At 43.7% G+C, this 25,067-nt stretch carries 11 protein-coding genes; all 11 read left to right on the top strand.

The genetic code is table 11. The annotated features are described in order from the left end of the window. The first annotated feature begins 7 nt into the window (after window positions 1-7). Window positions 8-2,971: a PD-(D/E)XK nuclease family protein gene (locus tag PV433_RS31610; RefSeq protein WP_332075957.1), complete on the top strand. Its 2,964-nt coding sequence runs from the start codon at window positions 8-10 to the stop codon at window positions 2,969-2,971. Continuing rightward, window positions 2,964-6,308, top strand: a complete 3,345-nt coding sequence (locus tag PV433_RS31605; RefSeq protein WP_332075956.1) for a UvrD-helicase domain-containing protein — start codon at window positions 2,964-2,966, stop codon at window positions 6,306-6,308. The genes PV433_RS31610 and PV433_RS31605 overlap by 8 nt, the downstream gene beginning before the upstream one ends. 18 nt (window positions 6,309-6,326) lie before the next feature. Further along, the gene (locus PV433_RS31600; protein ID WP_332075955.1) at window positions 6,327-8,270 is read left to right on the top strand and encodes an AAA family ATPase; all 1,944 of its coding nucleotides are present in this window, start codon (window positions 6,327-6,329) and stop codon (window positions 8,268-8,270) included. A gap of 20 nt (window positions 8,271-8,290) precedes the next feature. Continuing rightward, on the top strand, window positions 8,291-9,616 hold the full coding sequence (locus PV433_RS31595) for an McrC family protein (protein WP_332075954.1): 1,326 nt from the start codon (window positions 8,291-8,293) through the stop codon (window positions 9,614-9,616). A gap of 66 nt (window positions 9,617-9,682) precedes the next feature. Further along, window positions 9,683-11,137, top strand: a complete 1,455-nt coding sequence (locus tag PV433_RS31590) for a class I SAM-dependent DNA methyltransferase (protein WP_332075953.1) — start codon at window positions 9,683-9,685, stop codon at window positions 11,135-11,137. After that, a complete protein-coding gene (locus PV433_RS31585; RefSeq protein WP_332075952.1) occupies window positions 11,134-12,387 on the top strand; it encodes a restriction endonuclease subunit S in 1,254 nt (417 codons plus the stop codon). Before PV433_RS31590 ends, PV433_RS31585 begins: the two co-directional genes overlap by 4 nt. 9 nt (window positions 12,388-12,396) lie before the next feature. Further along, the gene (locus tag PV433_RS31580) at window positions 12,397-15,753 is read left to right on the top strand and encodes a DEAD/DEAH box helicase family protein (RefSeq protein WP_332076028.1); all 3,357 of its coding nucleotides are present in this window, start codon (window positions 12,397-12,399) and stop codon (window positions 15,751-15,753) included. A gap of 467 nt (window positions 15,754-16,220) precedes the next feature. Beyond that, window positions 16,221-17,768: an AAA family ATPase gene (locus PV433_RS31575; RefSeq protein ID WP_332075951.1), complete on the top strand. Its 1,548-nt coding sequence runs from the start codon at window positions 16,221-16,223 to the stop codon at window positions 17,766-17,768. Next, on the top strand, window positions 17,769-18,767 hold the full coding sequence (locus PV433_RS31570) for a hypothetical protein (RefSeq protein ID WP_332075950.1): 999 nt from the start codon (window positions 17,769-17,771) through the stop codon (window positions 18,765-18,767). Window positions 18,768-19,167: 400 nt separating this feature from the next. After that, window positions 19,168-21,852, top strand: coding sequence for a DEAD/DEAH box helicase (locus PV433_RS31565; protein ID WP_332075949.1), 2,685 nt, complete (start codon window positions 19,168-19,170; stop codon window positions 21,850-21,852). 224 nt (window positions 21,853-22,076) lie between these two features. Beyond that, window positions 22,077-24,605, top strand: a complete 2,529-nt coding sequence (locus PV433_RS31560; protein WP_332076027.1) for a DEAD/DEAH box helicase — start codon at window positions 22,077-22,079, stop codon at window positions 24,603-24,605. Window positions 24,606-25,067: the final 462 nt, after the last annotated feature.

The raw sequence follows: 25,067 nt of genomic DNA, 5'->3' as shown, positions 1-25,067 counted from the left end.
ATCTGTTTTGAACGTAGAAGGAACGTTTCTATGGCGTTTGTATGATGCAATCCGTAAAGAGCCATTTCGCCGCAAGATTGTCATCGCCCCCTCCTATATGGAGGGGCAGTCCTGGCTCATCCGGATAAGCCGAGAATTAGGGCCGGTTATGAACGTCGAGGTCCATACCGTCCAATCCTTCGTTAAAAGTCAGGTTGAGTTCTCCCTGTATAAACAGGAGATGACCTTAATTAGAGATCAGCGCTCCTTTTGGATCATCCACTATGTCATGGAACAAATGGCTTCCGAGCCTGATTCCTACATCTCCATGGATCAAGTAAAGCCCGGTATTGCTATGCATGTTCACAAAGCGATTATGGATTTGCGCCGTGCTGGAGTGAGAGCGGAGGAGCTTCGAGACGATCATTTTTTGAGCCAGCAAAAAGGCTGCTATGTCCGAAAGGTATTGTCAGCGTATGAGCTTTTCCTGAAGCAGCGAAAATGGACCGATTTTCCCGGCCTTTTGTCGTATCTATCAGCCCCATTGCCTGAAAACGTGGAACTTATCCTGCCAAACCCTATGCCGCTTCCACTGGTTTCCACCAAGATGTTGGAGCGGTTGTCCAATGGCCGGATGACGAAAATAAAAACGGATGCTTCCTTCACTGACACTAACTCCTCATTGCCGTTCGGCGAGGTTCAGTTCTATCATGCGACAGGGAAGCTGGCGGAGGTTCGTAAAGCATTAAGACGAATCATTCAGGGGCAGATTCCGTTGGATGAAGTCGAGATGATCGTACCGGGCGCGGAATATGCGCTGGCCATTTCGACCATGTGTGCTTCTCTAGGTCTTCCCTGTTCCTTCGCAGACGGGTTGCCTGTGACAACATCCGGGATAGGAAGAGCCGCACATTTTCTGCTGAACTGGTTGGAGTCCGGTTACCAGGTGCGGCAGCTCGTATCCATGCTGCAGCAGCAATTGATCACGTTCTCCGATCGTGACAAAGGAATAACGAATGCGGATTGTATTCGGGCCCTGGAGAAAAGCGGCATTGGCTGGGGAAAAGAACGGTATATCAAAATACTGGGGTCAGTACATGTTCGTTCCCAAGGGGATTCAGATGAAAGACCCGAAGAACTCGAGCGAACGGAACAACAACAGCGGGATGACGAGATCAAGAACCATCTTACCAACCTCTTAGAAGAACTGTTTCCAGACGAGGCGGCGCTCTGCTCTCCTGCAAGCATTTGGGGATGGCTCGTTAAAATTCTGGATCGATTCGGCGTGTGCAGAGTGGAAGAGGATGCGATCGTTCGGCAGGAGATGAAAGATATAGGCAAGGAGCTGCAGGAATGTCCCGTACCGGACTCGATGCCGTTACAACATGGGTTCTTATATGTCAGGGACATGCTGCAGGAGCTTCGAGTCGGGGTGCAACCGCTGCCCAAGCCAGGCTCCTTGTACGTATCGAGTTTGGCAAATGGGGGGATCAGCGGGAGAAAACACACGTTTCTGCTCGGGATGGATGAACATTCGTGGTCCGGGAATATCCGGCAAAATCCCATGCTGCTCGATGAGGAATGCAGACGGATCGGCCCTGAGCTGCAAACAGCGGTGCAGAGACAAAGGGAACGGCAGCGCCATCGCGATGGACGGCTTGGGATGATGAGCGGTGAGCTTACATTGAGCTTCTCGTCGTATGACCTGGCCGAAGGAACGACTGTAAGTCCGGCTTTTCAGCTTCTACAGGTATTCCGCAAAGCAACGGGGGAGCCGAATGCGGACTATGAGATGTTTCACCGTAGTTTAGGGGAACCGGTCGGATATTTGGATGTAGAAAAGCCTTCCTCTGCTGAACCAAATAAATTGCCATTGGACGGAGCTCATTACGTTTTTGGGCATATCCAAGCACATGCAAGCCTTCAGAGAGACAGGCAGGCCGTCATTGAATCGGTCTATCCTTTGCTCCATCAAGGCAGAACGGCCCTTGAAGCACGCGGCCGCACACAAGTGACGGAGCATGACGGATATATAGCGGGGAAAGAATGGATTGCTTATTGGAGAGGCCTGTCCGAACGGACGCTTAGTGCCAGTCAGTTGGAAAAGTATGCGGAATGTCCGATGCGTTATTTTTTTCAATATGTATTGGGGATTCGCGTGAAAGATCAGGTGACCTTTGATCGTACCTCCTGGCTGAAGCCGAATGAAAGAGGCTCGCTGTTGCACGAGGTTTATCGGCGTTATATGACAGAAGTCTGTGCAAGTCATGACATGCCGATTACGCACGATTATACCCTACTGCTTCGGATCGCGGAGGAAACCATTCTTGCGTATGCTGAGCGGATTCCGGCACCGAGCCCTCATGTGTTTGAGAAGGAGCGGCAAGCGATGCTCAAGGATGTGGAAGTGTTCTTTCGAATGGAAGTGCAGGGTAAGACAACTCCGCGGTTTTTCGAACAAGAGCTCATCGTGGACGGACAGCCACTGCGCCTTGAGCTTGAAGACGGCATGACCATTTCGTTGCGCGGCATCGTCGACCGAATCGATCAAGTTGGGCCTCATCAATATCGCATTATCGATTACAAGACCGGCAGCCCCCGCCCTTACAAGGAAAATGGTGTGTTCGTCGGAGGTACACAGCTTCAGCACGCGCTTTATGCTTGGGGTACAGAGCTTTGGATGCAGCAAACGGGTTTGGATTCTGATGCAAAAGTGCTTGAAGCGGCTTATGTCTTTCCGAGCGAACGGGGACAAGGGCAAGTGATTGCACGGTCACAAAGTGAGCGTCACCGGGTTACCGAGGTGATCCGGAGAATTCTTTCGTCGATGGAACAAGGAGTATTTATTCCTGCATCGGGTATGGGGGCCTGTCGCTATTGCGACTATGCGGCTGTATGCGGGGATCACGCAGAGATGATGGTCCATAAACGAGAGGATGAAGTGAATACGGAGCTGCTGCTCACGCTGCTGGAGGTGGAGAACCTTGAATGAACCGTCCGATCAACACGCTAGAACGAGGATATTGGAGGAGCTTGATACTACTTTTCTGGTAGAAGCTGGTGCAGGATCGGGCAAGACAACCAGCTTGGTAGGCCGATTGCTGGCGCTCATCGAGACCGGCACGGCTAAAATCGAGCAGATTGCTGCGATCACCTTTACGAATAAAGCGGCGGATGAGATGAAGGAGCGTTTCCGCATGGCTTTGGAACGGAAAGCGGCTGATGTTGTTGAAGGCGAAATTAGAGATCGATTGGAAGAAGCTTTATCCAATTTAGACCAAATCTTCATCGGAACGATCCATGCGTTCTGCTCCTCCATGCTTCGCGAGCGTCCGATTGAGGCCGGATTGGACCCTACTTTTGAAGAAATGGACGAAGAGATGAATCGTGCGTTCCACGATCAATGCTGGGACGAATATCTGATTCGACTGCAGGAGGAAGATAGTGAGGCTCTTGCTTCCTTTGGCGAGGTGGACATCGATGTCAGCATTCTGAAAAATGTCTATGATCGGGTATCTCTTTTTACGGACCTCCAGATCCCTTGCGAACCGGTTCAGCGTCCTGAGTTCAACCTGATCCGGCTCTCCCTGCTTCCCATGATTGAAGAAGCAAGCAGTTTTATGCCGATGGCTGAACCGGAGAAGGGGTGGGATAATCTTCAGGCTAAACTGCGTGCTGCGAATCGCATGCTGCTCTTGTCGAAGGAGCAGGACGATAGGCTGATGCATACGCTTGCCAAGATGTTTGACTTCAAACTGGATGTGAAGCAGTACAAGTGGACGGAGAAGAAGCAAGCCAAAGCCATCTCCGAACAATTTCACGATTGGCAGATCACGGTCCTCTACCCTTTTCTTCAATCGTGGCGGGAATACTTGTATCCGAAGGTCATTCAATTTGTCTTACCTGCGTTGGATTATTGCAGGAAACGGCGATTGCAGGCTGGACAGCTGAACTTCCAGGATCTTTTGATGTATGCATGCTGTCTGCTGCGTGATTACCCGGAGGTTCGCGCGTTTTTCGCAGGACGCTACCAACGGCTCATGGTCGATGAGTTCCAGGATACCGACCCGGTCCAAGCGGAAATGATGTTTCTCTTAACGGGAGAGAGCGACGACCCGAATGAACGGAACTGGCGAAAGTTTACGCCTAAGCCTGGTTCCTTGTTCGTCGTGGGCGATCCCAAACAGTCCATCTATCGTTTTCGCCGTGCGGATATTTCCATCTATAACGAGGTGAAGACGCGGATTCATGCATGTGGAGATGTGCTTCACTTGAACAGCAATTTCCGTTCCGTCGATGCGATAGGCGCTTTTGTGAATGGGCAATTCGTCGGCAAGTTGCCCATTCGGGAAAGCGATGTTCAAGCGGCGTATGTCCGGATGGAAACGAATATACCCAATCCCAAAGCAAGCAAGAAAGCGAACCACGGGATATATGCGCTTACGTATCCGAAAATTCCGGGAGGCAAGGAAGCAGTAGCGGCGGTTGACGCCGAGCGCATTGCCTCAACCATAGCGTGGGCTTGCCGCGATGGGAATTTGCACATTCAGGAGCGGGATGGCGCATCTTGGGTGTTTAGAGAGGCGCGGCCCAGTGATTTTCTGATTTTGACAAGAACAAGGCATTATTTGCACCTATATGCGGAAGAGCTCGAGAAGAGAGGCGTGGCTGCGGAAACAGTTGGAAGCTCCGCCTTATATCCCGAGCTTCATACACTTGGACAATTAGCTCTCTATCTGGCCGATCCGTCTGACCAAGTGGCGATGCTGAGCGTCTTGCGCGGGCCTCTATTCGGTATTAGCGACAAGGAACTGATGGCGTATCGTGCTCAAGGAAATGCATGGTCAATTTATCGGCTGCCGGAGGAAGTAGCAGAACTGGGCAGTCAAGTTGCCGCTGCATGCCGGAAATTGCGGGAATATGCCGGCTGGGTCAAGGAAATGCCTGCATGGGCAACCCTACACCGCATTATAGAAGACACCGGTCTTTTACCTTATTCCACGGTGCAGGAAGCAGGGGCCAACCGGTCGGGAACTTTGCTTAAGATGCTGGAGCTCTTGCAGCGTGACACCTTGCTTGCATCGGATTGGCATGAACTGGCGCATGCGATATCGGCCATTCGGGAGAGACAAGGAATGGAAACCGCCAGTCTCTACACGGGTAAGGGGCATGCGGTGCGGATCATGAATGTGCATAAGGCTAAAGGGCTGGAAGCGCCTATCGTTTTTCTCGCCTGTCCTTGCGGTGACAAGGATCATGACGCTGACCAGTTTGTTGATCGTTCGGAGGCTGAGGCAGCTGGAAATTTCTTGATCCAGCAAGCGAAAGGATTTCAGAAGGAAACGATTTCCCAGCCGGTTGGCTGGGATGCGATGAGCGTGCGGGAACGAGCCTTCATGCATGCGGAGCGGGATCGGCTTCTCTATGTCGCGGCGACGCGAGCGAAGCAAATGTTGGTTGTCAGCCTCTATCCCGAGCAGCCGGCGAAGTGCCCGTGGAGCACGCTAATGGATGGGATGGATCACATCCGGGAGCTGGATGTTCCGGAAGTGGATGTCAGGACTGGTGAGTGTGATCGAGAAAATGAACGAGATATCGTAGTTGGGACAGCTTCATCTGGTGTATCTGAATCAGAACCAGCATCCATTGATCTAGGAGTTTACTTGGCCCAAAGAGAGCGGGTGTTCCATCAGTTGCGCCAACCGACTTATGCGGAAGCAACCGTTACGAGACTGACGAAGAACCTTGGCGACACGCCGGAATGGTCAGCTACGGGAAGGGGACAATCCTTTGGTAGCATGATTCATAAGGGAATTGAGGCAGTTGGAAAAGGTCTCTCGATGACCGATTTGCCCGAGTACGTTCAATACCTCTGCCAGATCGAAGAGGTTGCAGAGAAGGACGCGGCGGATGCTCTGCCTATTCTCAATGAAGTTTTAGGTAGTGAACTCTGGCAGCGTAGTCTACTGGCGAAGCAACGGTTGTTTGAAATCCCGATAATGATGTTTCAAAGTAATCAGAATACAACAAACCAGTTTGCAAACGAACAAACGGTTTCCGAGACTGCTGCTTCTGAGTCTGAAACTCAATCCGATAAAGGATTTCATTTAATAAAAGGTGTTGTAGATTTTGCATTCGAGGAAGAAGATGGCTGGGTGATCGTCGACTTCAAGACGGATCAATTAGACGATGGAAACCTGCAGCAGTTTGTCAAATTCTATGCGTCACAGGTGCAGGCTTACACCGAAGCATGGTCGAGTACGTTCGGGTATTCGGTAAAGGAATCGGGTTTATATTTTGTTAGTGTAATGAAATATGTCAAATTATAGTTTGAAAGGTGAACCCTAATGGTTGATCAGAACAAAATACTAAAAAAAGAATATACCGACTGGTTAAGGCGAAAGAAGAAAGCAAACGGACAACCATATTCGGAAGGCACTGTCATGCAATATGTTTCAGCTTTATCCACTTCACCTGCAAAGCTGTCGAATATCGAACTTGAGACGACCAATGTGTTCGAAATCGCAAATGCAAGTCAGTATGAGAACATGAGAAAAGCCATGGAGCAAGCGAAGAATTTTGACTTAGTGAACGAAAGAACTGGTAATAAAGCTTTTCAATACAGTCTTGTTTATTATGAGGATTTCCTAAGGGAGCGAGAGAGTGGGCTCGGTTCTGGAAATGCGTCTAGCCAACAAAGCGAACAATCTATTTCCGCGGCGGGGGATTTAGTTGTGCATTCATTCAATAATCAGATGTTAGACAAGAATAACATCCTATATGGTCCCCCAGGAACCGGTAAAACTTATCATACTGTTCTATATGCGGTTTCCATTATTGAAGATAAGCCATTAAATATCATTCTTCAAGAAGCTGAGACAGACGGATATGATCAGATTAAGGGGCGCTTTGAATCGTATAAAGCCTCTGGACAGATTGCATTTACCACTTTTCATCAATCCTATGGTTATGAGGAATTTATCGAAGGGATCAAGCCCAGGCTAGTATCCGAAGAAAAAGCGGATTCTGAGATTGGTGAAGTAGCTTACGAGATTGTACCTGGATTATTTAAACGGTTCTGCGTGGAAGCTCAAAAACCAATTGTGCAAGCCAGCAACAATTACGGAATCCGTAAAGAACCAACAATTTGGAAGGTATCCTTGGGAGGGTCCAAAGAGAATCCAGTCAAAAGAGACTGTTTCAACAACAACAGAATTCGCATAGGATGGGATTCTTATGGTGCAACCGTCACTGATGAAACCGATTATAGCCAGTATGGAGGAAAGATGATTCTTTCCCGCTTTATGAACGAGATGCGAAACGGGGATATCGTCCTGGTTCTCTACGATGAAGAAACCATTGATGCTATCGGTGTGGTGACAGGAGACTATGAGTGGCTTGAAGAATTAGACGATTATAAGCGTTCCCGAGATGTAAACTGGTTAGTTAAGGACATTCGGGAGAACATCATGGAACTGAACGATAACACGGTTATGACCCTCGGGTCAGTCTATAGGCTGAACCGAATTACGCTGTCGGATGTACTTACCATTCTACAGAAACAAAAGACTGGTCACGTCAACTCCGTCATCCAAAAGAACAACAAAAACTATGTGTTCATCATTGACGAAATCAATCGTGGGAACATTTCCAAAATATTTGGTGAACTTATCACCTTAATAGAGCCTACTAAACGAATAGGCATGCCGGAAGAAATCATGTTGAAACTACCGTATTCCCAAGAGCTATTTGGCGTTCCTAGTAATGTCTACCTGTTGGCCACCATGAATACGGCGGATCGTTCAATAGCCCGTCTGGATACGGCGCTGCGCCGGAGGTTTTCATTTGCCGAAATGATGCCAGATCCCGGTTGTCTCGCATCAATTGAGATTAGTGGTAAACTGTTGAATCTACCGAAGATGCTGGAGACAATAAATCGGCGAATCGAGGCCTTGTACGATCGGGAGCATACCGTCGGACACACATACTTTTTTGAAATATACAAAGAGCCAACGTTGGAGAGATTGGGGCATCTGTTTGAGCATAAGATCATTCCACTGCTGCAGGAGTATTTTTATGATAATTATGAAAAAATTCGCCTTGTATTGAGTGATAATAATAAGCCAGAGTCAGAGCAGTTTATTGTACTGAACAAGGTTAATGTGAATGAGCTATTTGGTAATCTGGGCGATCTTGATCTGGAGGATACTTTTACTTATAAGATCAATCACGCTGCGTTCAGTCAGATCGACTCTTATCGGAAAATCTACGACCACAATAGCTTTGAATAGGTGTGCAGATGAAGATGCGAATGAGTAACAAGAACGGCAAGTGTACTACAGTTACGATGAAAGAATATGGTTCCCTGTGCAAGAATGCAGACGGAATATCTCTTGGTTATCAATGTCTGGCGGAGTCAACCTTCGACCGCTTGGAGCAATTTATTCTGGAAAATAGAGGGGGAAAGGACGCGGCAGAACCTCTTGAATTCATGACGCTGTCAAGTAGGAGAGGAATCGGCAAGGTCATCAGTGCCAAAAACCATGTAGGTGTAATTGCTATGCAGGATGGCACCCAAATTGAAATTCTTCCGAAATTATACTCCCGGGACGAGGAAAGCTCCAATACACAAACGAAGAGCATCTTCATCCAAATGCTTCGGTCCATTCAGGATATTCCGAATAAACAATTCAGTCCAACGAGCCTTCAAGCGGAGAAAAATAATATACTCAACATCTTCATTCGCATGTTTATAGAAGAAACGATAACATTAGTCAAGCGCGGACTTAAATCGGATTATCGGGAGCATCGTGACAACGAATTCTTTTATAAGGGTAAGCTACAAGTTGCCCAGCACATTAAACATAACGCAGCTCACAAGGAACGCTTCTATATTGAATATGACGAGTATAGCGTCAATCGACCGGAGAATCGGCTGATCAAGACCACGATAGAGTTATTGCTGCGGATCAGTGGGAGTGCGGATAATCAGAAGGACCTATACTCGTTACTGGCTGCTTTCGACAACATCGAGACATCGGGTCAACTAGAACAGGATTGGGCTAGTATTTCAACGGATCGATCCATGAAGGACTATCAGACGATTCTGGAATGGTGTCGCTTATTCCTGTCAGGCCAGAGTTTCACACCGTTTAAAGGCGAAAGTCTAGCTTATGCCCTTCTGTTCCCGATGGAGAAGGTTTTCGAAGGATATGTGGCTGGACTTATAAAAAAGGTGCTGGTACATCGTCATGTGCAGATTAAGGCACAGGATCGAACCTACCGTTTGTTCCATAACCCGGCGAGATTTCAACTAAAACCGGATATTGTCGTTCAAGGTCCATCTGGGGTTGTAATATTGGATACGAAGTGGAAGCTGCTCTCTACTGCCCCGGATTACGGCATTTCACAATCGGATATGTATCAAGCATATGCTTACGGCAAAAAGTATGGAGCTACTAAGGTTTACCTGCTCTATCCCTGGTTACCTCAGCTTTCAATGATTAAACAGCCTGTCGGGTATGAAAGCGGGGACGGTGTGGAAGTTCACGTTACCTTTTTGGATTTGAGCCTTGGAAAAGCATGTGTGGATGCCTTATCTGTTGAATTACTGAATACGGCTCTTGGTAATGATTAGATGTATGTCATATTAGGACAGTCCGTTGTATAATTAGACAAGAACCTACTTGCAAAGGAGATCGCTATGATTACAGGAGAATTAAGACAAAAAGTAGACCGGATTTGGGAGACGTTCTGGACCGGCGGCATAACCAATCCATTAAGCGTAATCGAACAGTTTACATATTTGTTGTTCATTAAGGGCCTGGATGAAACGGAAACACGTAAGGAAAATGAATCGATGCTGCTGTCTGTTCCATTTACAGGGCTGTTTCCAAGTGACAAGCAGCATCTTCGTTGGAGTCAATTTAAGGATTTTGATCCGCAGCGAATGTATGATGTTGCTTCCAATGAAGTATTTCCGTTTATTAAGTCACTTCATGGTGACAAGGATTCAGCCTATGCCAAATACATGGGCGATGCCATCTTTATGATTCCGACTCCTAATATGCTTGTACGCATTGTCGAGGGCATTGATACGATTGATATGAAGGATAGGGATACCAAAGGGGATTTGTACGAGTATCTATTATCCAAAGTAGCTACAGCTGGAACGAACGGACAATTCCGTACGCCAAGACACATTATCGAAATGATGGTCGCTTTAATGAAGCCGACACCGGAAGATATCATTTGTGACCCGGCTGCGGGTTCGGCGGGTTTTCTGGTTGCCGCAGGAGAATATTTACGAGACCATCATGCCGATTTATTCTTGGTTCAGGGATTGAAAGAGCATTTCAACAATTATATGTTCTTTGGTTTCGATATGGACCGTACAATGCTGCGTATCGGCGCTATGAATATGCTGCTTCATGGTGTGGATAACCCGAATATCGAATACCGCGATTCCTTGAATGAAAACAATACGGACAAAGACAAATATACGTTAATCTTAGCCAATCCGCCGTTTAAAGGGTCGCTTGATGCGGATGCGGTAGCAGCGGATCTGCTGCGTGTGACTCGCACGAAGAAGACAGAGTTGTTGTTCCTTGCGCTGTTTCTTCGAATGCTTAAAGTGGGTGGGCGCTGTGCTTCCATCGTGCCGGATGGTGTCTTATTCGGCAACAGTACGGCACATAAAGATATTCGTAAGGAGATTGTAGAAAATCATAAGCTGGAAGCGATTATCTCGATGCCAAGTGGGGTATTCAAGCCGTATGCTGGGGTGTCTACAGCCATTATGATCTTCACCAAAACCGGTGCAGGCGGTACGGATCACGTTTGGTTCTATGACATGAAGGCGGACGGATATTCGCTTGATGACAAGCGGAATCCGATTGAGACTAACGATATTCCGGACATTGTTGAGCGGTTTGGTAATAAGGATGCTGATCTGGAGCGTAAACGTACAGAGAAGTCTTTCCTGGTTCCGATAGACGAGATCCGTAATAATGCCTATGATCTCAGTATTAACCGCTACAAGGAAACGGAGTATGAGGAAGTCCAATACGAGGATCCGAAGGTCATACTCGCTTCACTCAAGCAGCTCGAGAAGGAAATAGTTGAAGGGCTTGGGGAACTGGAGGCGTTGTTGGGGTGAAGGAATATCAGGTAATCGATCTTCTAGAAAGTGTAATAAGTGGTGAATGGGGTAATGAACCTAGCGGTGAACAAGATGTCTTTGTTCTGCGGACAACAAATTTTTCAAATAATGGAAAGATAGATTATAGCAAGGAAGTTGTTAAACGAAATATCGATGAAAAAAAAGTAGACGCTAAAAAGTTAAATTATGGTGATATAATTATTGAGAAATCAGGCGGTAGTATTGATCAACCTGTTGGCAGAGTTGTTTTTTACGATCTTCGTGACAATACTACTGCTTATCTTTGTAACAACTTCACATCGGTGTTGCGTCCAAATACCGAACTTGTAAACCCAAAATTTCTTTTCTATTTTTTATTTTATCTTTATAGATGTAAAGCAGTTTTGAAATTTCAGGATCAGACTACAGGTATTATTAATCTGAAGTTAAATAATTACTTAAGAAACAGCACTATTTCTATTCCTATGCTCGAGAAACAAGAACATATTGTAAAAATATTAGATAAAGCTCAATCTCTGATTGAACAGCGTAAAAAAGCAATAGCTAAACTTGATGAATTAGTTCAAGCTGTGTTTATGGATATGTTTGGGAATCCGGTGACGAACCCTATGGGATGGGAAGTACAAAAATTAAAAAGTTTATCGACAAAGATCTTAAGTGGCAATACTCCAAAAGGTGGAAGTCAAGTATATGTCGATAAGGGTATTATTTTTTTCAGAAGCCAGAATATCTGGAAAAATAGAATTGAGACAGATGATGTTGCTTATATCGATGAACAGACCCATTGGAAGATGAGTCAGACAATTTTAAAAAACAGGGACATATTAATAACAAAAACTGGTCGTATTAATACTGAGAATAGCAGTCTGGGGCGAGCGGCCCTATTCTTAGGTGAGGATGATAGCGCAAATATAAATGGACATGTTTATTTAGTAAGGCTGAAAAAAGGATATATACATGAATTTGTTCTTTATATCCTGATTACGGATGAATATAGGGATTATATAAGGGAAGTGTGTGTTGGAGGAATAGACAAAAGGCAAATTAACAAGGAGCATTTGGAGGAGTTTCCCATTATAATGCCTCCGATTGATCTCCAGCAACGCTTCGCCGACTGCGTGCGCCAAGTCGACAAATCGAAGTCCAAGATGCAGCAAGGGTTGAAATACCTAGAATCCAACTTCCAGGCACTTTTACAAAAAGCCTTTAAGGGCGAATTGAAAGTGAAGGACGGTGTAGTGGTTTAGATGAGTGATATGCAACTATCTAACTTTGGATTTCTCAGTGAAATAAAGACCTATACTAGTTTTGCTGGCGCAAGTATCGAGGCGGAGAAAGCTCTGGTTGTCAGTCCTGCGACCAGCGCTATCCTTTGTCGGCGGGCGTTGGAACTTGCTGTAAAATGGTTGTTTACCTACGATAGTGATTTGGTAATTCCCTATCAAGATAATTTGTCGAGCCTTATTCATGATGTATCTTTTCTCCGCGTAATAGATCAATCGATGTTACCTCAGCTGAAATATATTACAAAGCTGGGTAATGTAGCAGTTCATTCGAATGCAACGATCAGCCGCGGCGAAGCGATTCTATCCCTTCGCAACCTGCATAACTTCATAAGCTGGATCGATTACTGTTACTCGGTCGAGTATACGGCGAGAAGCTTTGATGAACAAATCCTTTTGGAAGATAACAAGCAGCAAGAAAAAGTTAGACCTCAGGAGCTGCAGGATTTGTACGATCGCTTGGGTTCGAAGGATCGCAAGCTGGAGGATCTGGTCAAAGAAAATGAAGAGCTCCGGAAGCTGCTGACAGCACGTAAGGCAGAGAATATTCAGGACTACGACTTTGTACCGGATGAAATCAGTGAATACGAGACCCGTAAACGTTACATTGATCTGGAGCTGAAGCTAGCCGGATGGATGTTTCAAAGAAATGTGCTGGAAGAGTTTGAAGTACAAGGTATGCCAAACAGACAAGGTATCGGTTATGTCGATTATGTGTTATTCGGTGAGAACGGGAAGCCGCTTGCGGTCGTGGAAGCGAAACGGACCAGCGCGGATCCTAATGTGGGCAAGCAGCAAGCGAAGCTCTATGCGGATTGTTTGGAGCAGCGATATGGACAGCGTCCTGTAATTTATTATACGAATGGATTTGTAACGAACTTCTGGGATGATCTTCATTATGTTAGTCGGCTGGTATCTGGGTTCGCAAGTCAGGATGAGCTGCAATTGCTCATGAACCGGCGTTCGATTCGTAAACCGTTAGAGGAAGTACAAATCAACAACTCCATTGTGAATCGCCCGTATCAGCATGAAGCAGTCCTTTCGGTTTGCGACGCTTTAAACAAGGGGCAGAGGACCACATTGCTCGTTATGGCAACAGGAAGCGGGAAAACACGCACCGCGAGTGCCATTGTTGATGTGCTGAGCCGATATAACTGGGTTAAGAATGTGTTATTTCTTGCGGATCGTACAACGCTTGTCCGTCAAGCAAAAAACAGCTTCAGCCAGTATTTGCCTGATATGACACTGTGTAACCTACTGGACAGCAAGGACAATCCAGAGACGGCAAGGATCGTATTCTCTACTTACCCAACGCTGATGAATGCAATCGACGAGGCCAAGCGCAAGGATGGCAAAAAGCTGTTTACTGTTGGTCATTTCGACTTAATTATTATCGATGAATCGCACCGCAGCGTCTATAAGAAATATAAGGCCATATTCGATTATTTTGATGCCATTCTAATGGGCTTGACGGCAACACCTAAGGATGAAGTCGACAAAAATACATACGATGTATTCCATTTAGAGAATGGTGTTCCGACCTATGCCTACGAATTGGAGCAAGCAGTCAAAGAAGGACACTTAGTGGATTATCGTACGGTGGAAACTACGACAAAGATTATGGATGATGGGATCCGCTACGACGACCTCTCGGAAGAAGAAAAAGAGCAATACGAAGAAGTGCTGCTAGAGGATGAAGAAGAGGAACCACTGGATATTGACAGTGCAGCGATTAATGAGTGGCTGTTTAACCAGGATACGATAGACCGGGTTCTGCAGTTTGTTATGGAGCGTGGCCTGAAGGTTGAAGGCGGAGACAAGCTGGGCAAGACCATCATTTTTGCCAAAAACCATCGGCACGCGGTTGCGATCGTGGATCGATTCGATAGCCTGTATCCGGCATTAAAGGGGCATTTTGCGCGGGTCATTGATATCAAAACGAAATATTATCAATCTTTGATTGATGATTTTTCCATATGGAGCAAGCTTCCTCAAATGGCTGTTTCTGTTGATATGCTGGATACTGGTGTAGACATACCTGAGGTTGTCAACTTGGTATTTTTCAAGAAGGTTCGCTCGAAGTCAAAGTTTTGGCAGATGGTGGGTCGAGGGACGCGGTTGTGTAAAGACCTGCATGGTATTGGCGAGGATAAGAAGGAGTTCTTGATCTTTGACTTTTGCCGAAACTTTGAGTATTTCCGGGCCAATCCGAAAGGAAAGGATAGCGATATAACCGAAACTTTATCGGAGAAGCTGTTCAATGTTCGTACGCAGATTGTGCGTGAGCTCCAGCAACTGCGTTTTCAGGAACCGGAGTATATCGCTCACCGCACTGATTTGGTGGAATTGCTAAAGGATAGCGTGAAGGCTCTGAATGAAGAACATTTTCGCATTCGACAGCATATCCAATATGTCCATAAATATAAAAGTGACGCTGCATGGCGCTCCTTAAGTGATACCGATATGGGGGATTTGAAGGAGTATATTGCTCCTCTTGCCGTTTCTTTAGGCAATGACGAATTAGCGAAACGGTTTGACTATATGATGCTAATCATCGAATTGGCTAAACTTCAGGGAACGCAATCGGTGAAGCCGATTCGCAAAGTCATTGAGACGGCTGAAAAGCTATCCAAGTTGGGGACGATTCCTCAAATCGTCGCCCAGCGAAATGTAATAGAGAAGGTCATGACGGCAGATTTTTGGGAAGAAGCGGATATCTTCGAAATGGAGAAAGTACGTGAAGCTTTACGGGATCTTATTAAGTTCCTGGAACGTGAAACGCAGCAAATTTATTATACGAATTTTAAAGATGAGTGGCTTGCCATAGAAGAGAGCCGCGGCTTCTATAACACCAATGACCTGCAAAATTATCGTAAAAAGGTTAGCCAATATTTGCAAACTAACAAGGATCAACTAGCTATCTATAAACTACGCAACAACAAACCCATCACAAAACAAGACTTGGAGACTCTTGAACATATCCTGTGGGCAGAGCTTGGAACCAAAGAAGATTATGAACGGGAATATAAAGATTTACCGGTAACTAAGCTTGTTCGAACGATAGTGGGGCTTGATCAAGAGGCCGCGAATGAAGCATTCATGATATTTCTTCAAGAAAATCGTTTGAATGTCAATCAACTACGGTTTGTGAAGTTGATTATCGAATATGTAGTTAAAAATGGCATTATTGAAAAGTCAGTTCTTCAAGAGGAGCCGTTCCGCACGGTAGGCAGTATCACGGAACTGTTCAGTAGTAATCTGGACGATGCGCGGGCAATTATCGGTATTATTGATGCGATTAATAAGAACGCAGAGTTTGTTGGAGCTTAGATAATACTTTGAATTGAGACGACGATTTGTCGTCTTTTTCTTTTAAGGAAGGCCAGATCCATTGTTTCAACCCTACTGGTCAACTTGAGCTTGAAGAATATATTGTGATCCTTCAGTTGGAATGAACATTTTGTAGAAAAAACGAGAATCTTGCAGGTTATCACTTCTTGTTTGGAGAATATTTACAAAGCATATCTTGAAGCAATACTTTTAGCGTTAACAGGTCTCATTAACAGTAAAAGTATCGAAAATCAATTGACTCAGTATATGTTTAGTAACGGAGTGGTTAATCACTACATTGATGAACTACTTCAGGATAAGAAACCCAGTTAGCCATTCAATAAGCTATAGATATCAAAATGGAACTTATGTATATATTATCGTATTGTTTGTGAACTTAGAATGATACGGAATATTGGTTGCAGCATTTCAAATTACAACTTTTAATAAAGAGAAGATGATAAAAATTGAGAATTCATAAAATCATTATATTGAGCAAATATAAAATTTTTAACCCAGGTCAAGTTTTCTTATTCGGAGACGATTTTGTACAGGGGATAGTGGGGGTGAATGGAAGTGGAAAATCAATTCTACTAGAATTGATTTCTAATATTTTCATTGAGGCTGTAAATCAAATAACAAAAGTGAATCATACAAGCAAGATTGAGTTTGAGATTATATATTCAATGGTCAAAGATCATATGTTCAATAGTGCCCTTTATAATATTAGAGGAAACTGGGGAAATATAGACCGTTTAAATATAAAGATTTCTAATCGTGAGAATGAATTCGGAATGTGGATTTTGAATGATAGAGAAGAAGTGAAAATTGAAAACTTAAACCTCTATTTTGTCTTCTTCCCTCGGAGAATTATTGTATATTCATCTGGACACAATGAAAATATTAGCAATGAAATATATAATTATAAATTGTATTCTTTTATAGAAAGAGATAATTTAGCTGTTAAAAGGAACAATGCTGGAGAAATAATTAATGAAGGTGTTTTAGAGAGATATAATGAGATATTTTATTATTTTGACGATAAGATTAGTAAATTAGCGATCCTAACAGCATTTCTTTATAAGTCAATAAATCAAGATTTTATAAAGCAATTTATTGATGAAGTATACGTAGAATCATTTAAATTAAGGTTTGACGAAAGTGATATTTATGGTAATAAAATTTATTTTGATGAAAAAGTAGCTTACTTATTAAAAGAACTTTATGGTATTCATAGTACCAAACACACAAATGAAAATGGACTTGAGTATTACCAATACTTATTGCATGATAATGTGACTAAAGAAAAAAGTGCGTTGTTAGCCGTCTTTGAAGGTTTTCACAGGTTATATGAATATAATGTATATAAGATTAAGAAAAGAACTAGAAAAAGGATAGTTCATAGTTTTGAAAAAAATAAAAACTTGTTAATTGATTGGAATATTGCAAATAATAGAGTATTTGAGCTGCTTGATATTATAATGAGAACAAATAGTGGTGATGTATTTGATTTAAGAGCATTTTCTGATGGCGAATACCAGTTATTGCAACTTATTAGTATTCTGAACATTTTTAGTGGAAGCAATAACTTGTTTTTATTGGATGAGCCGGAGACACATTTTAATCCAAGTTGGAAATCATTTTTTGTTTCTTATCTCACAAAAGTAGCTGATAGAAATTCATTTGTTATTTTTACTTCACATAACCCTGAAGTCATTACGGACCTAAAAAAAGAAAATGTAATCAATATGAAAAGAGGATTTCAAAATAGCTTATTAATTGAGACTTTTGGCGCTAACCCCAATATTATTAGTGCAAATTTATTTGATAAGAAAAACACTGTATCTGAAATAGCTAACCAAAAAATTAGTGAGTTCAGAAATAAGATTAACCAATTAAATGAAAACAAGGACACAATGGGTCTAGAGTGTCTGCAGAAGGAAATTGAAAGTGAACTAGGAGATTCATCTGAACGCTTAATGCTACTACTTGAGATTAAAAAGAGGATGAAATAAATGTGGTACTTTTATAGGAAGTTCGACAGTGAAGAAATAACTAGTATTGTAGCGCAAGTTAATGACTTATTTATTAAAATTCTTGATGAACACGAATTTGTTTTTCCTGATTGGATGGAACCAATTATTCTAAAAGAGTATTTTAAAAACTTAAAAAGCCATTATAGATTAAGTTTGGATGAAGAAAAGACTAAACTAATTGATTCTTTTAACATGAATACCCAAATTGAGAGAATTTGCAAAAATGAGATTAGTCCCATATCGTATGAAGAATTATTAAGAAATGCATCAACTGATTTTATTAAATGTATTGAAAATATAAAGTTAATTCAAGAGTATCTTTATGAAAATTTGCTTAAGCTTAAACATTTTAGTGATAAAGCAATGACATTTAAAAATTATTATGAAAATTTTTATAAGGAAACGATTGAGTATGTTTGTCCATTTTGCGGACTTGATAATATGTTGACCTCCAAAGACTTGTATAGAGAAGCATTTGATCACTATCTTCCCAAGTCAAAATACCCATTTGTTTCATTTTTAAGAGAAAATCTCTTTCCTATTTGTAACACGTGTAATTCATTGTATAAAAACGATAAAAACCCTAATGATTATGGAAAGTCATTCTATCCCTTTACTGCACAGTTCAATGATTGCAAGTTATCATTTGAAATAATTTCTGGAAAGATTGAAGAAACAGAAATAAATAGTAATTATTTTCAAGAGGAGATAGAAACTTGGAATAGTTTGTTAGATATAAAGAATAGGATAAATAATTTTGCCGATTTTAACTTGAATGGTTGGGTATCAAATATTTCAGAAGCAATGAGGAATTACGGTGTTGATTTTGAGCACGCTTTAAATGCAGAAATAAAGGCATGTAAACCCCAAATGCAAGATCATAAGTTTGTTAAAAAAGCTGTATTGGAAGCTTTACAGGGAGTAGAAGAGGATGATGCTTTGCCGACTGTGCTAGAAAAAATATTGCTTATGTCGTAGCGCTGATCCAGTTTGCTCCTTTTGGATAACCCTCCAAGTACTTTGATTACCTGCCTGGTAATGAAATTAAGGATTATATGAAATGTATCCAGATGTATTTAAAGTCTGATGACTGATTCATCAAAGAAGCCGGGTTATCTACATATCAACTTATAATATAAAGTTGCGAGATGAATAATTCAATAAAGACCTATTTTCTATACTACAACTTACCCAAACAAAGCGGTTATTTATTGCTTTGTTTGGGTTTTTTCGTATTTTCACAGGACTTACTGCCTATATTGTCGAATTATCAGTAAAGGGATTTTATTCCATAGGAACGTATATTCGATGACAACCTATTGTCTAATCATTATGTTTAAATATGATCAACAGACATTAGCGATGGAGGGATTAGGTAATGGCATTTCTGAAATGCTCGGAATGCACCAATATGCTAAAGGCAATTCAAATTTCCAACAAAATCAGCCAAGTCGGGGAGCAACGATGGCTTGAATATTCGCCAACTGGAATTAAATGCTCAGACTGGACTCCCGTAATTGAAAACCTCCGAGGATTCGCAGAAGGAATCTACTGTCCGTCTTGTTTTACTATCGTTCCTCTGGAGAAAGAAGAATTTGTACTTTGTGAAGATAACCGAATTCCTGGCGTAGTAAGTCATGAATTTTCATCAGAAGATGTACTGGATAAGCTTAAGAAGTTGGCCGAGGAAGAAGCCGCCGAGATTTATGTACATAAACTTCCTGCGAAGGAAGCAACTTTTGCAGATATCCCTGAGTCTACACCAGAACCCATTAAGGATGCTTTACATCGAATGGGAATTAAGTGGTTATATTCTCACCAAGCAGAAACGGCCGATGCAGTCCATTCTGGGTCGAATGTTGTCTTGGTTACTTCGACGTCATCCGGAAAGACGTTGTCCTATAACCTGCCAATTCTTAGTCATTTATATAACTATCCCGAAGAACGTGCATTATACATATTTCCAACAAAAGCGTTAGCAAATGATCAGTTGGATCAAATTAGGCGTTTTGGCTTGCAACAGGCGGAGAATTATTCTTCCTTGGATGAGTGGTTTGAGACCCAGTTGCATTTGGGAGATCGTCTGATTCATATTGGTCGGCTGGATGGGGATACCGAGAATGGGCCGCGGCAGCGAATCATGGAAAAAGCACAGGTATGGATGACGAATCCGGATATGATTCATTATTCCATTCTCGGGCAAGTTCAGAAGGTGAAGTACGCGACCGCCCACCACATTCGGAATTATCTGCGGAACCTCAAATTTATCGTGCTTGATGAGATGCATATGTACCGCGGCACATTCGGAAGTCATGTCGCATTAGTACTCAGACGTCTGCTTAAGGTTTGCCGAGAACTTGGTAATGCACAAAATATCCAGATTATCACGAGCTCAGCAACGATTGAAAATCCTACTAGATTAGCAGAGGATCTTACGGGCTTTAGCGGATTTACCCTCATCAATACAGATGGTTCCGCCCATCAGAAGAAGGGGATCGTCCTCTGGAATCCTGGCATGTCAGCCGACGAACAAGTCCGCCGCGCGCCTTCTACTGATGCCATTACGATGGCGAAACAAATTATGACTGTGGATCAGAAGGTGATTAAGAGTATCATTTTCCAGCCTTCTCGCAGCCAGACGATGGTCTTTACCCGCTATATCAAAGACGTATTGCGCCAGCCTCTCCGGTTACCTAAAGAGAAAGTGGATGGAGAAAAACTCGCGGCTTTTTATACTGGAATCTTACCGAATGATACCCGGAAAAGGATTATTGAGCGGCTCAAGTCCCATGATATTCATGTCATTATTACGACCAATGCCCTTGAAGTCGGGATTGATATCGGTGATTTAAGTCTCGCCGTTCTTGTTGGTTATCCCGGATCGAAAGCGGCATTCTCCCAACAGATTGGGCGCGTAGGCCGCAAAGGCGAGGGAGTCGCTGTCTTGATCCTGCAGGACGAACCGCTTCAGCAGTATTACATGCGAAACCCACTGGAGTTCATTCACAAGGCTCCGGAAGTAGTTCGAATTAATCCAACAAATTACAAGTTGTTGGCTTTGCATATTCCTCTACTGAGAGAAGAGCTCGGGAGAGAAGTTACGAAGGAAGACTTGCAGAACATGTTCCCCGGGTTAGTTGAAGACTATATCGAGACTGTTCTCCAAGTTGCCGCATCAGCGAATCAGGAGGAAGTTGTTGATAAAAAGTTTAGTCTTCGATCCATCTCCGGGCAAAACTACAGCGTCACTATTCGTGGACAGAATCAAACGATAGTTGATGGTCTGGATGAATGGAGTGCTCTTCGTGACTTTCATGAAGGCGCGATTTATTGGACTCCTGGAGAAAAAGGCTATCGGGTAGACTCTATCAATCGCAGAAAAGGCGAAATCATTCTATTGCCCATTCAAGAACTAACCTATTACACTCAATCTACTTATCGTGATGCCATCGATATTATGCAGACTTATCAGAAGCAAAATATCGAAGGAATCGATATGGCCTATGGTGAACTGGAGATCAAGCGGAGTGTCTTCGGTTATAAAAAAGTTTACTTCGGACAGAAGCATGAATCGGAGCAGGTTCAATTGGATCATCCGTCCGTCACCCGATTTACTCCCGAAGGAATGTGGGTTACATTAGCGGATTCCCAATGGGGTCACTTGAAGAATAACATCCAGGAATGGGTAGATGAAGGCAGACCCGTTGATCTGTTGGCCGAAGGCTCTCTTCACGCTGCAGGTCACGCTATGACTTCCGTTATTCCTGACCTCATTATTTGTGACGCGAATGACTTTACAGGTTTTTCGGCGAGCGGGATGACGGCTTTTGCGAATAGACCTGTTATCGGCTTCTATGGCGAGAACGGGTCTGGTCTCGGAACCATCGAGGCGATTTACGAAAAACTCCCTCATGTGCTACGAAAAGCGCTTGAGCTTATTGAGAGCTGCCCTTGTGCTGAAGGATGTCCTAGCTGCGTGCAGCTCCCAGGTAAAGGAAATATTGAATTATTCAAACCTGGAGCCAAAATGCTGCTGAAGATTTTGATTGAAGGGATCGATTAAGAATGCCAGTAATTTGTTCCGCTTGCGGAGGCCAAAGACCTTACGGGGACTTCGTTCAAGTCAGTTATAAAGCAGATTCGGAGGGCTATTACCGTAAGATTCATCAACGGGCAAACGGGATTCGAATTTCGGAGTGGCATTCCCTTGCACCCGATATGGAGTCCTATATAAATAAACAAGCCGGCGTTTATTGTACGCATGATGGATGTTTGATCTTGGACGGGATGTTGACACCGGAAGAAATGGAAATGATCTCAGACCGAAGACTTCCCGTGCAACAAGCATTCGATAGTGATGTGCTCGTCCAGAACTTGCTTGAAGTAGGAACTCGTGTCCGAAGCGAAGTGCATGTGCATCAAATTGACGCCAATCAAGGCGCTTATGCTGAACAAATCCTTATGCCCAGTTGGCTGCAACGGAAGCTTCATTCTCTGGGGATCAATAAGCTGTATGAGCATCAAGGAGAAGCCATACAGAACATCCGGGAAGGACGCAATGTAGTTCTCTGTACGAAAACCGCATCTGGAAAATCATTGGCTTACAATGTTCCCATCATGGAAAAATTGGTATCTGATCCGGATGCGTGTGCGCTATATTTGGCTCCGTTCAAAGCATTGGTCGAAGATCAGTTTACCCATTTGAAAGAATGGGCCGATGATATAGAAGAGCAGGGAAATAAAATTTCGCTTAATGGATTTTCGCGATTCACTGTGAATGCACAACAAATATCTGTTGGACTTCTTCATGGGCAACGGAACGTTCCAGAGCATATGAGAAAAGATCAGGCGTCTAGCTTCGTGTTCTCTGAGGGGCGCTATTGGCTGACCAACGTTCACTATCTGCACTTAATTCTTCAAGGTGCAAGTTCACCTAAGGGGAAAGGCCCTGGACTGTTGCGCTTTCTGCAAAATCTTCGGTTTGTTGTTATTGATGAGCTTCATCAATACTCAGGCTTGTTAGGTTCAAAGGTTTCTTTGGTCCTTCGCAGATTAAGAATGTTATGTGACAGGTTGGGGAATAAAAACGTCCAGTTTATTGCCTGCTCGGCTACCATTGCTAATCCAAAGTATCTAGCTGAAGAATTAACAGGAATGCGTGGACTGAAAGGATTTCATGAAATATCGGGTGTACAAGCGCCAGTAAAGAAGAAAGCGATTTTGATGTGGAATCCTGGCTTATCAGACGATGAACAGAAGAAAAGGGCTGTTGTTTCCGATCTCTATGAAATTCTGCGCACGATCTACAAGGATGGAAGATGGCCAAGAAGTATCATTTTCACAAGCAACCGCCAGCAAGCCCAGCTTTTAAGTCGTGAATTAAACATGATATTGCGCAGCCATCTTCATGATCATGGCGGGCTTTCGGCAGACGAACCACATGAGTTTTTTCTGCCGTACCATGCATACCTCACGCAAGAAGTTAAAGAACGAACCATACAAAAACTTGAGCAAGGCGAGATCCTTGGAGTGGTCACTACTAGCGCCCTAGAGGTCGGAATTGATGTGAAGTGTCTGGATGTATGTATATTGTTGGGGTATCCAGGTTCTCAGGCCTCCTTTTGGCAGCAGGCTGGTCGTGTGGGGCGCAGCAGAGACGGTGTGGTGATTATGATGGTTCAGGAAGAGCCATTGCAGCAATACTTTGCCCGCAACCCTGAAGAATTCTTTACGCTTTCGCCTGAATCAGCGGCGATCAATACAACGAATCCCAAGCTATTAAAGGAGCATCTCGCATACGCAGCTCACGAACTGGGAGGAACGTTGACGAATGCTATGAATTATGTTCGCTCTTCGGCGCTTCGCAAGGTGGTTGCGGAAGCAAGCGACCAGTGGCAGCAGCTTGAAGGGAAACTACACTATCAAGGAGAAACACCCCGGTATCAAACTTTGTTCACTATGGGCGATACCTATACGGTTGTAACCAAGAACGGGTGGAATGAGGACATCCTATTTCAAAGTGTGGACGGACGTTCCTTGATTCGAGATTATCACGTAGATGCCGTATTTCTGGGACCTGACAATCGTACCTTCTATAAGGTCAAGTGGGTCAATAACAGGCAACGCAAAGTGGTTGTAGAGCCAGTAAGAACGGATTATCATACTCGCGGAATTGTTCGTGATAGCATTGAAATCCATGATGTTACCAATCCTCTGATAAGTGACGCGGCGATCAAATCCAATCTTGGAAGCATCATCGTAAAACGAAGCACATTTGGCTATAAAAAAATCTATAATCACGGCGCAATGCCTCTCGAAACCGTACAATTAACAAACACATACCCTGTCAGTTTCCAAACAGAGGCATTTTGGCTGATGTGGGACCACCAAGGAAGGGATGAACTTAGAGGTCTGCTCAAGGATGTGCAGAATTGCGAATCCATTGACTTGGAGAACTTGGTTGAGGGAAGCCTTCATGCCGTTGAACATGCAATAGCTTCGGCGATACCGGCTGTTGTAAGGTGCAGTATGGCTGATTTTCAGCACACTTCTTTTTATTCTGGCTCAGCCTTGTTTGGAATGCCTGGAATGTTCTTCTATGACAGCCAAGCGGGAGGCGGTTCGGGTATAGTCGAGGTCGTCGCTGAAAAGTTCGGGGTTCTCTTGGAAAAAGCACGACAGATCATCAGCAGCTGTGGTTGTTCGGACGGCTGTCCGTCGTGCATTCAGTTATTTCATTGTGAAAAACAGAATGAGCCGCTGCACAAGGCTGGGGCCTTATTGGTAATCAACCATTTACGAAAATCATTCGGATAAAGGGAGCTTAAAGCCATCTTAGTCGCGGCACATTAACCCCAAGGAGTGAGGAATATGGATAAATTCCGGGCTTATGGCCAGTTTCTCAAACGAGGTGAACATATATATCGTACATCCGCCCATCTTCAGTGGGGAGACTCAACGAAATCTTTAGGATGTTGTGTACTACTTAACCCGGGGTCAGCCACGTTGGAAAAAGTCGCTCCTGAACTATACTCTCGTTTATTAGCAGATGGAAAGGCACATGGCCAAGTTATTCCTGACCCAACCATGAATCAATTGGCCACGTTATTGGAACGAATTTATGGACAATCCCTAGAGGGGCAGTTTAAGATATATAATCCTGAATTTCGAAAGCCCATAATCTTAGAACTGAGTAGTTCATCAGTAGAATACAATCTGTAAATAACAGGAAAACAACCTAGTGCACAAAGCATAGGTAGGGAAAACGGATAGTTTTTC

Source organism: Paenibacillus sp. GYB004 (assembly GCF_036577605.1).
Lineage (GTDB): Bacteria > Bacillota > Bacilli > Paenibacillales > NBRC-103111 > Paenibacillus_AB > Paenibacillus_AB oceani.
The sequence above is the reverse complement of the archived record's forward strand: the minus strand, read 5'-3'. Positions and strand labels throughout refer to the sequence as shown.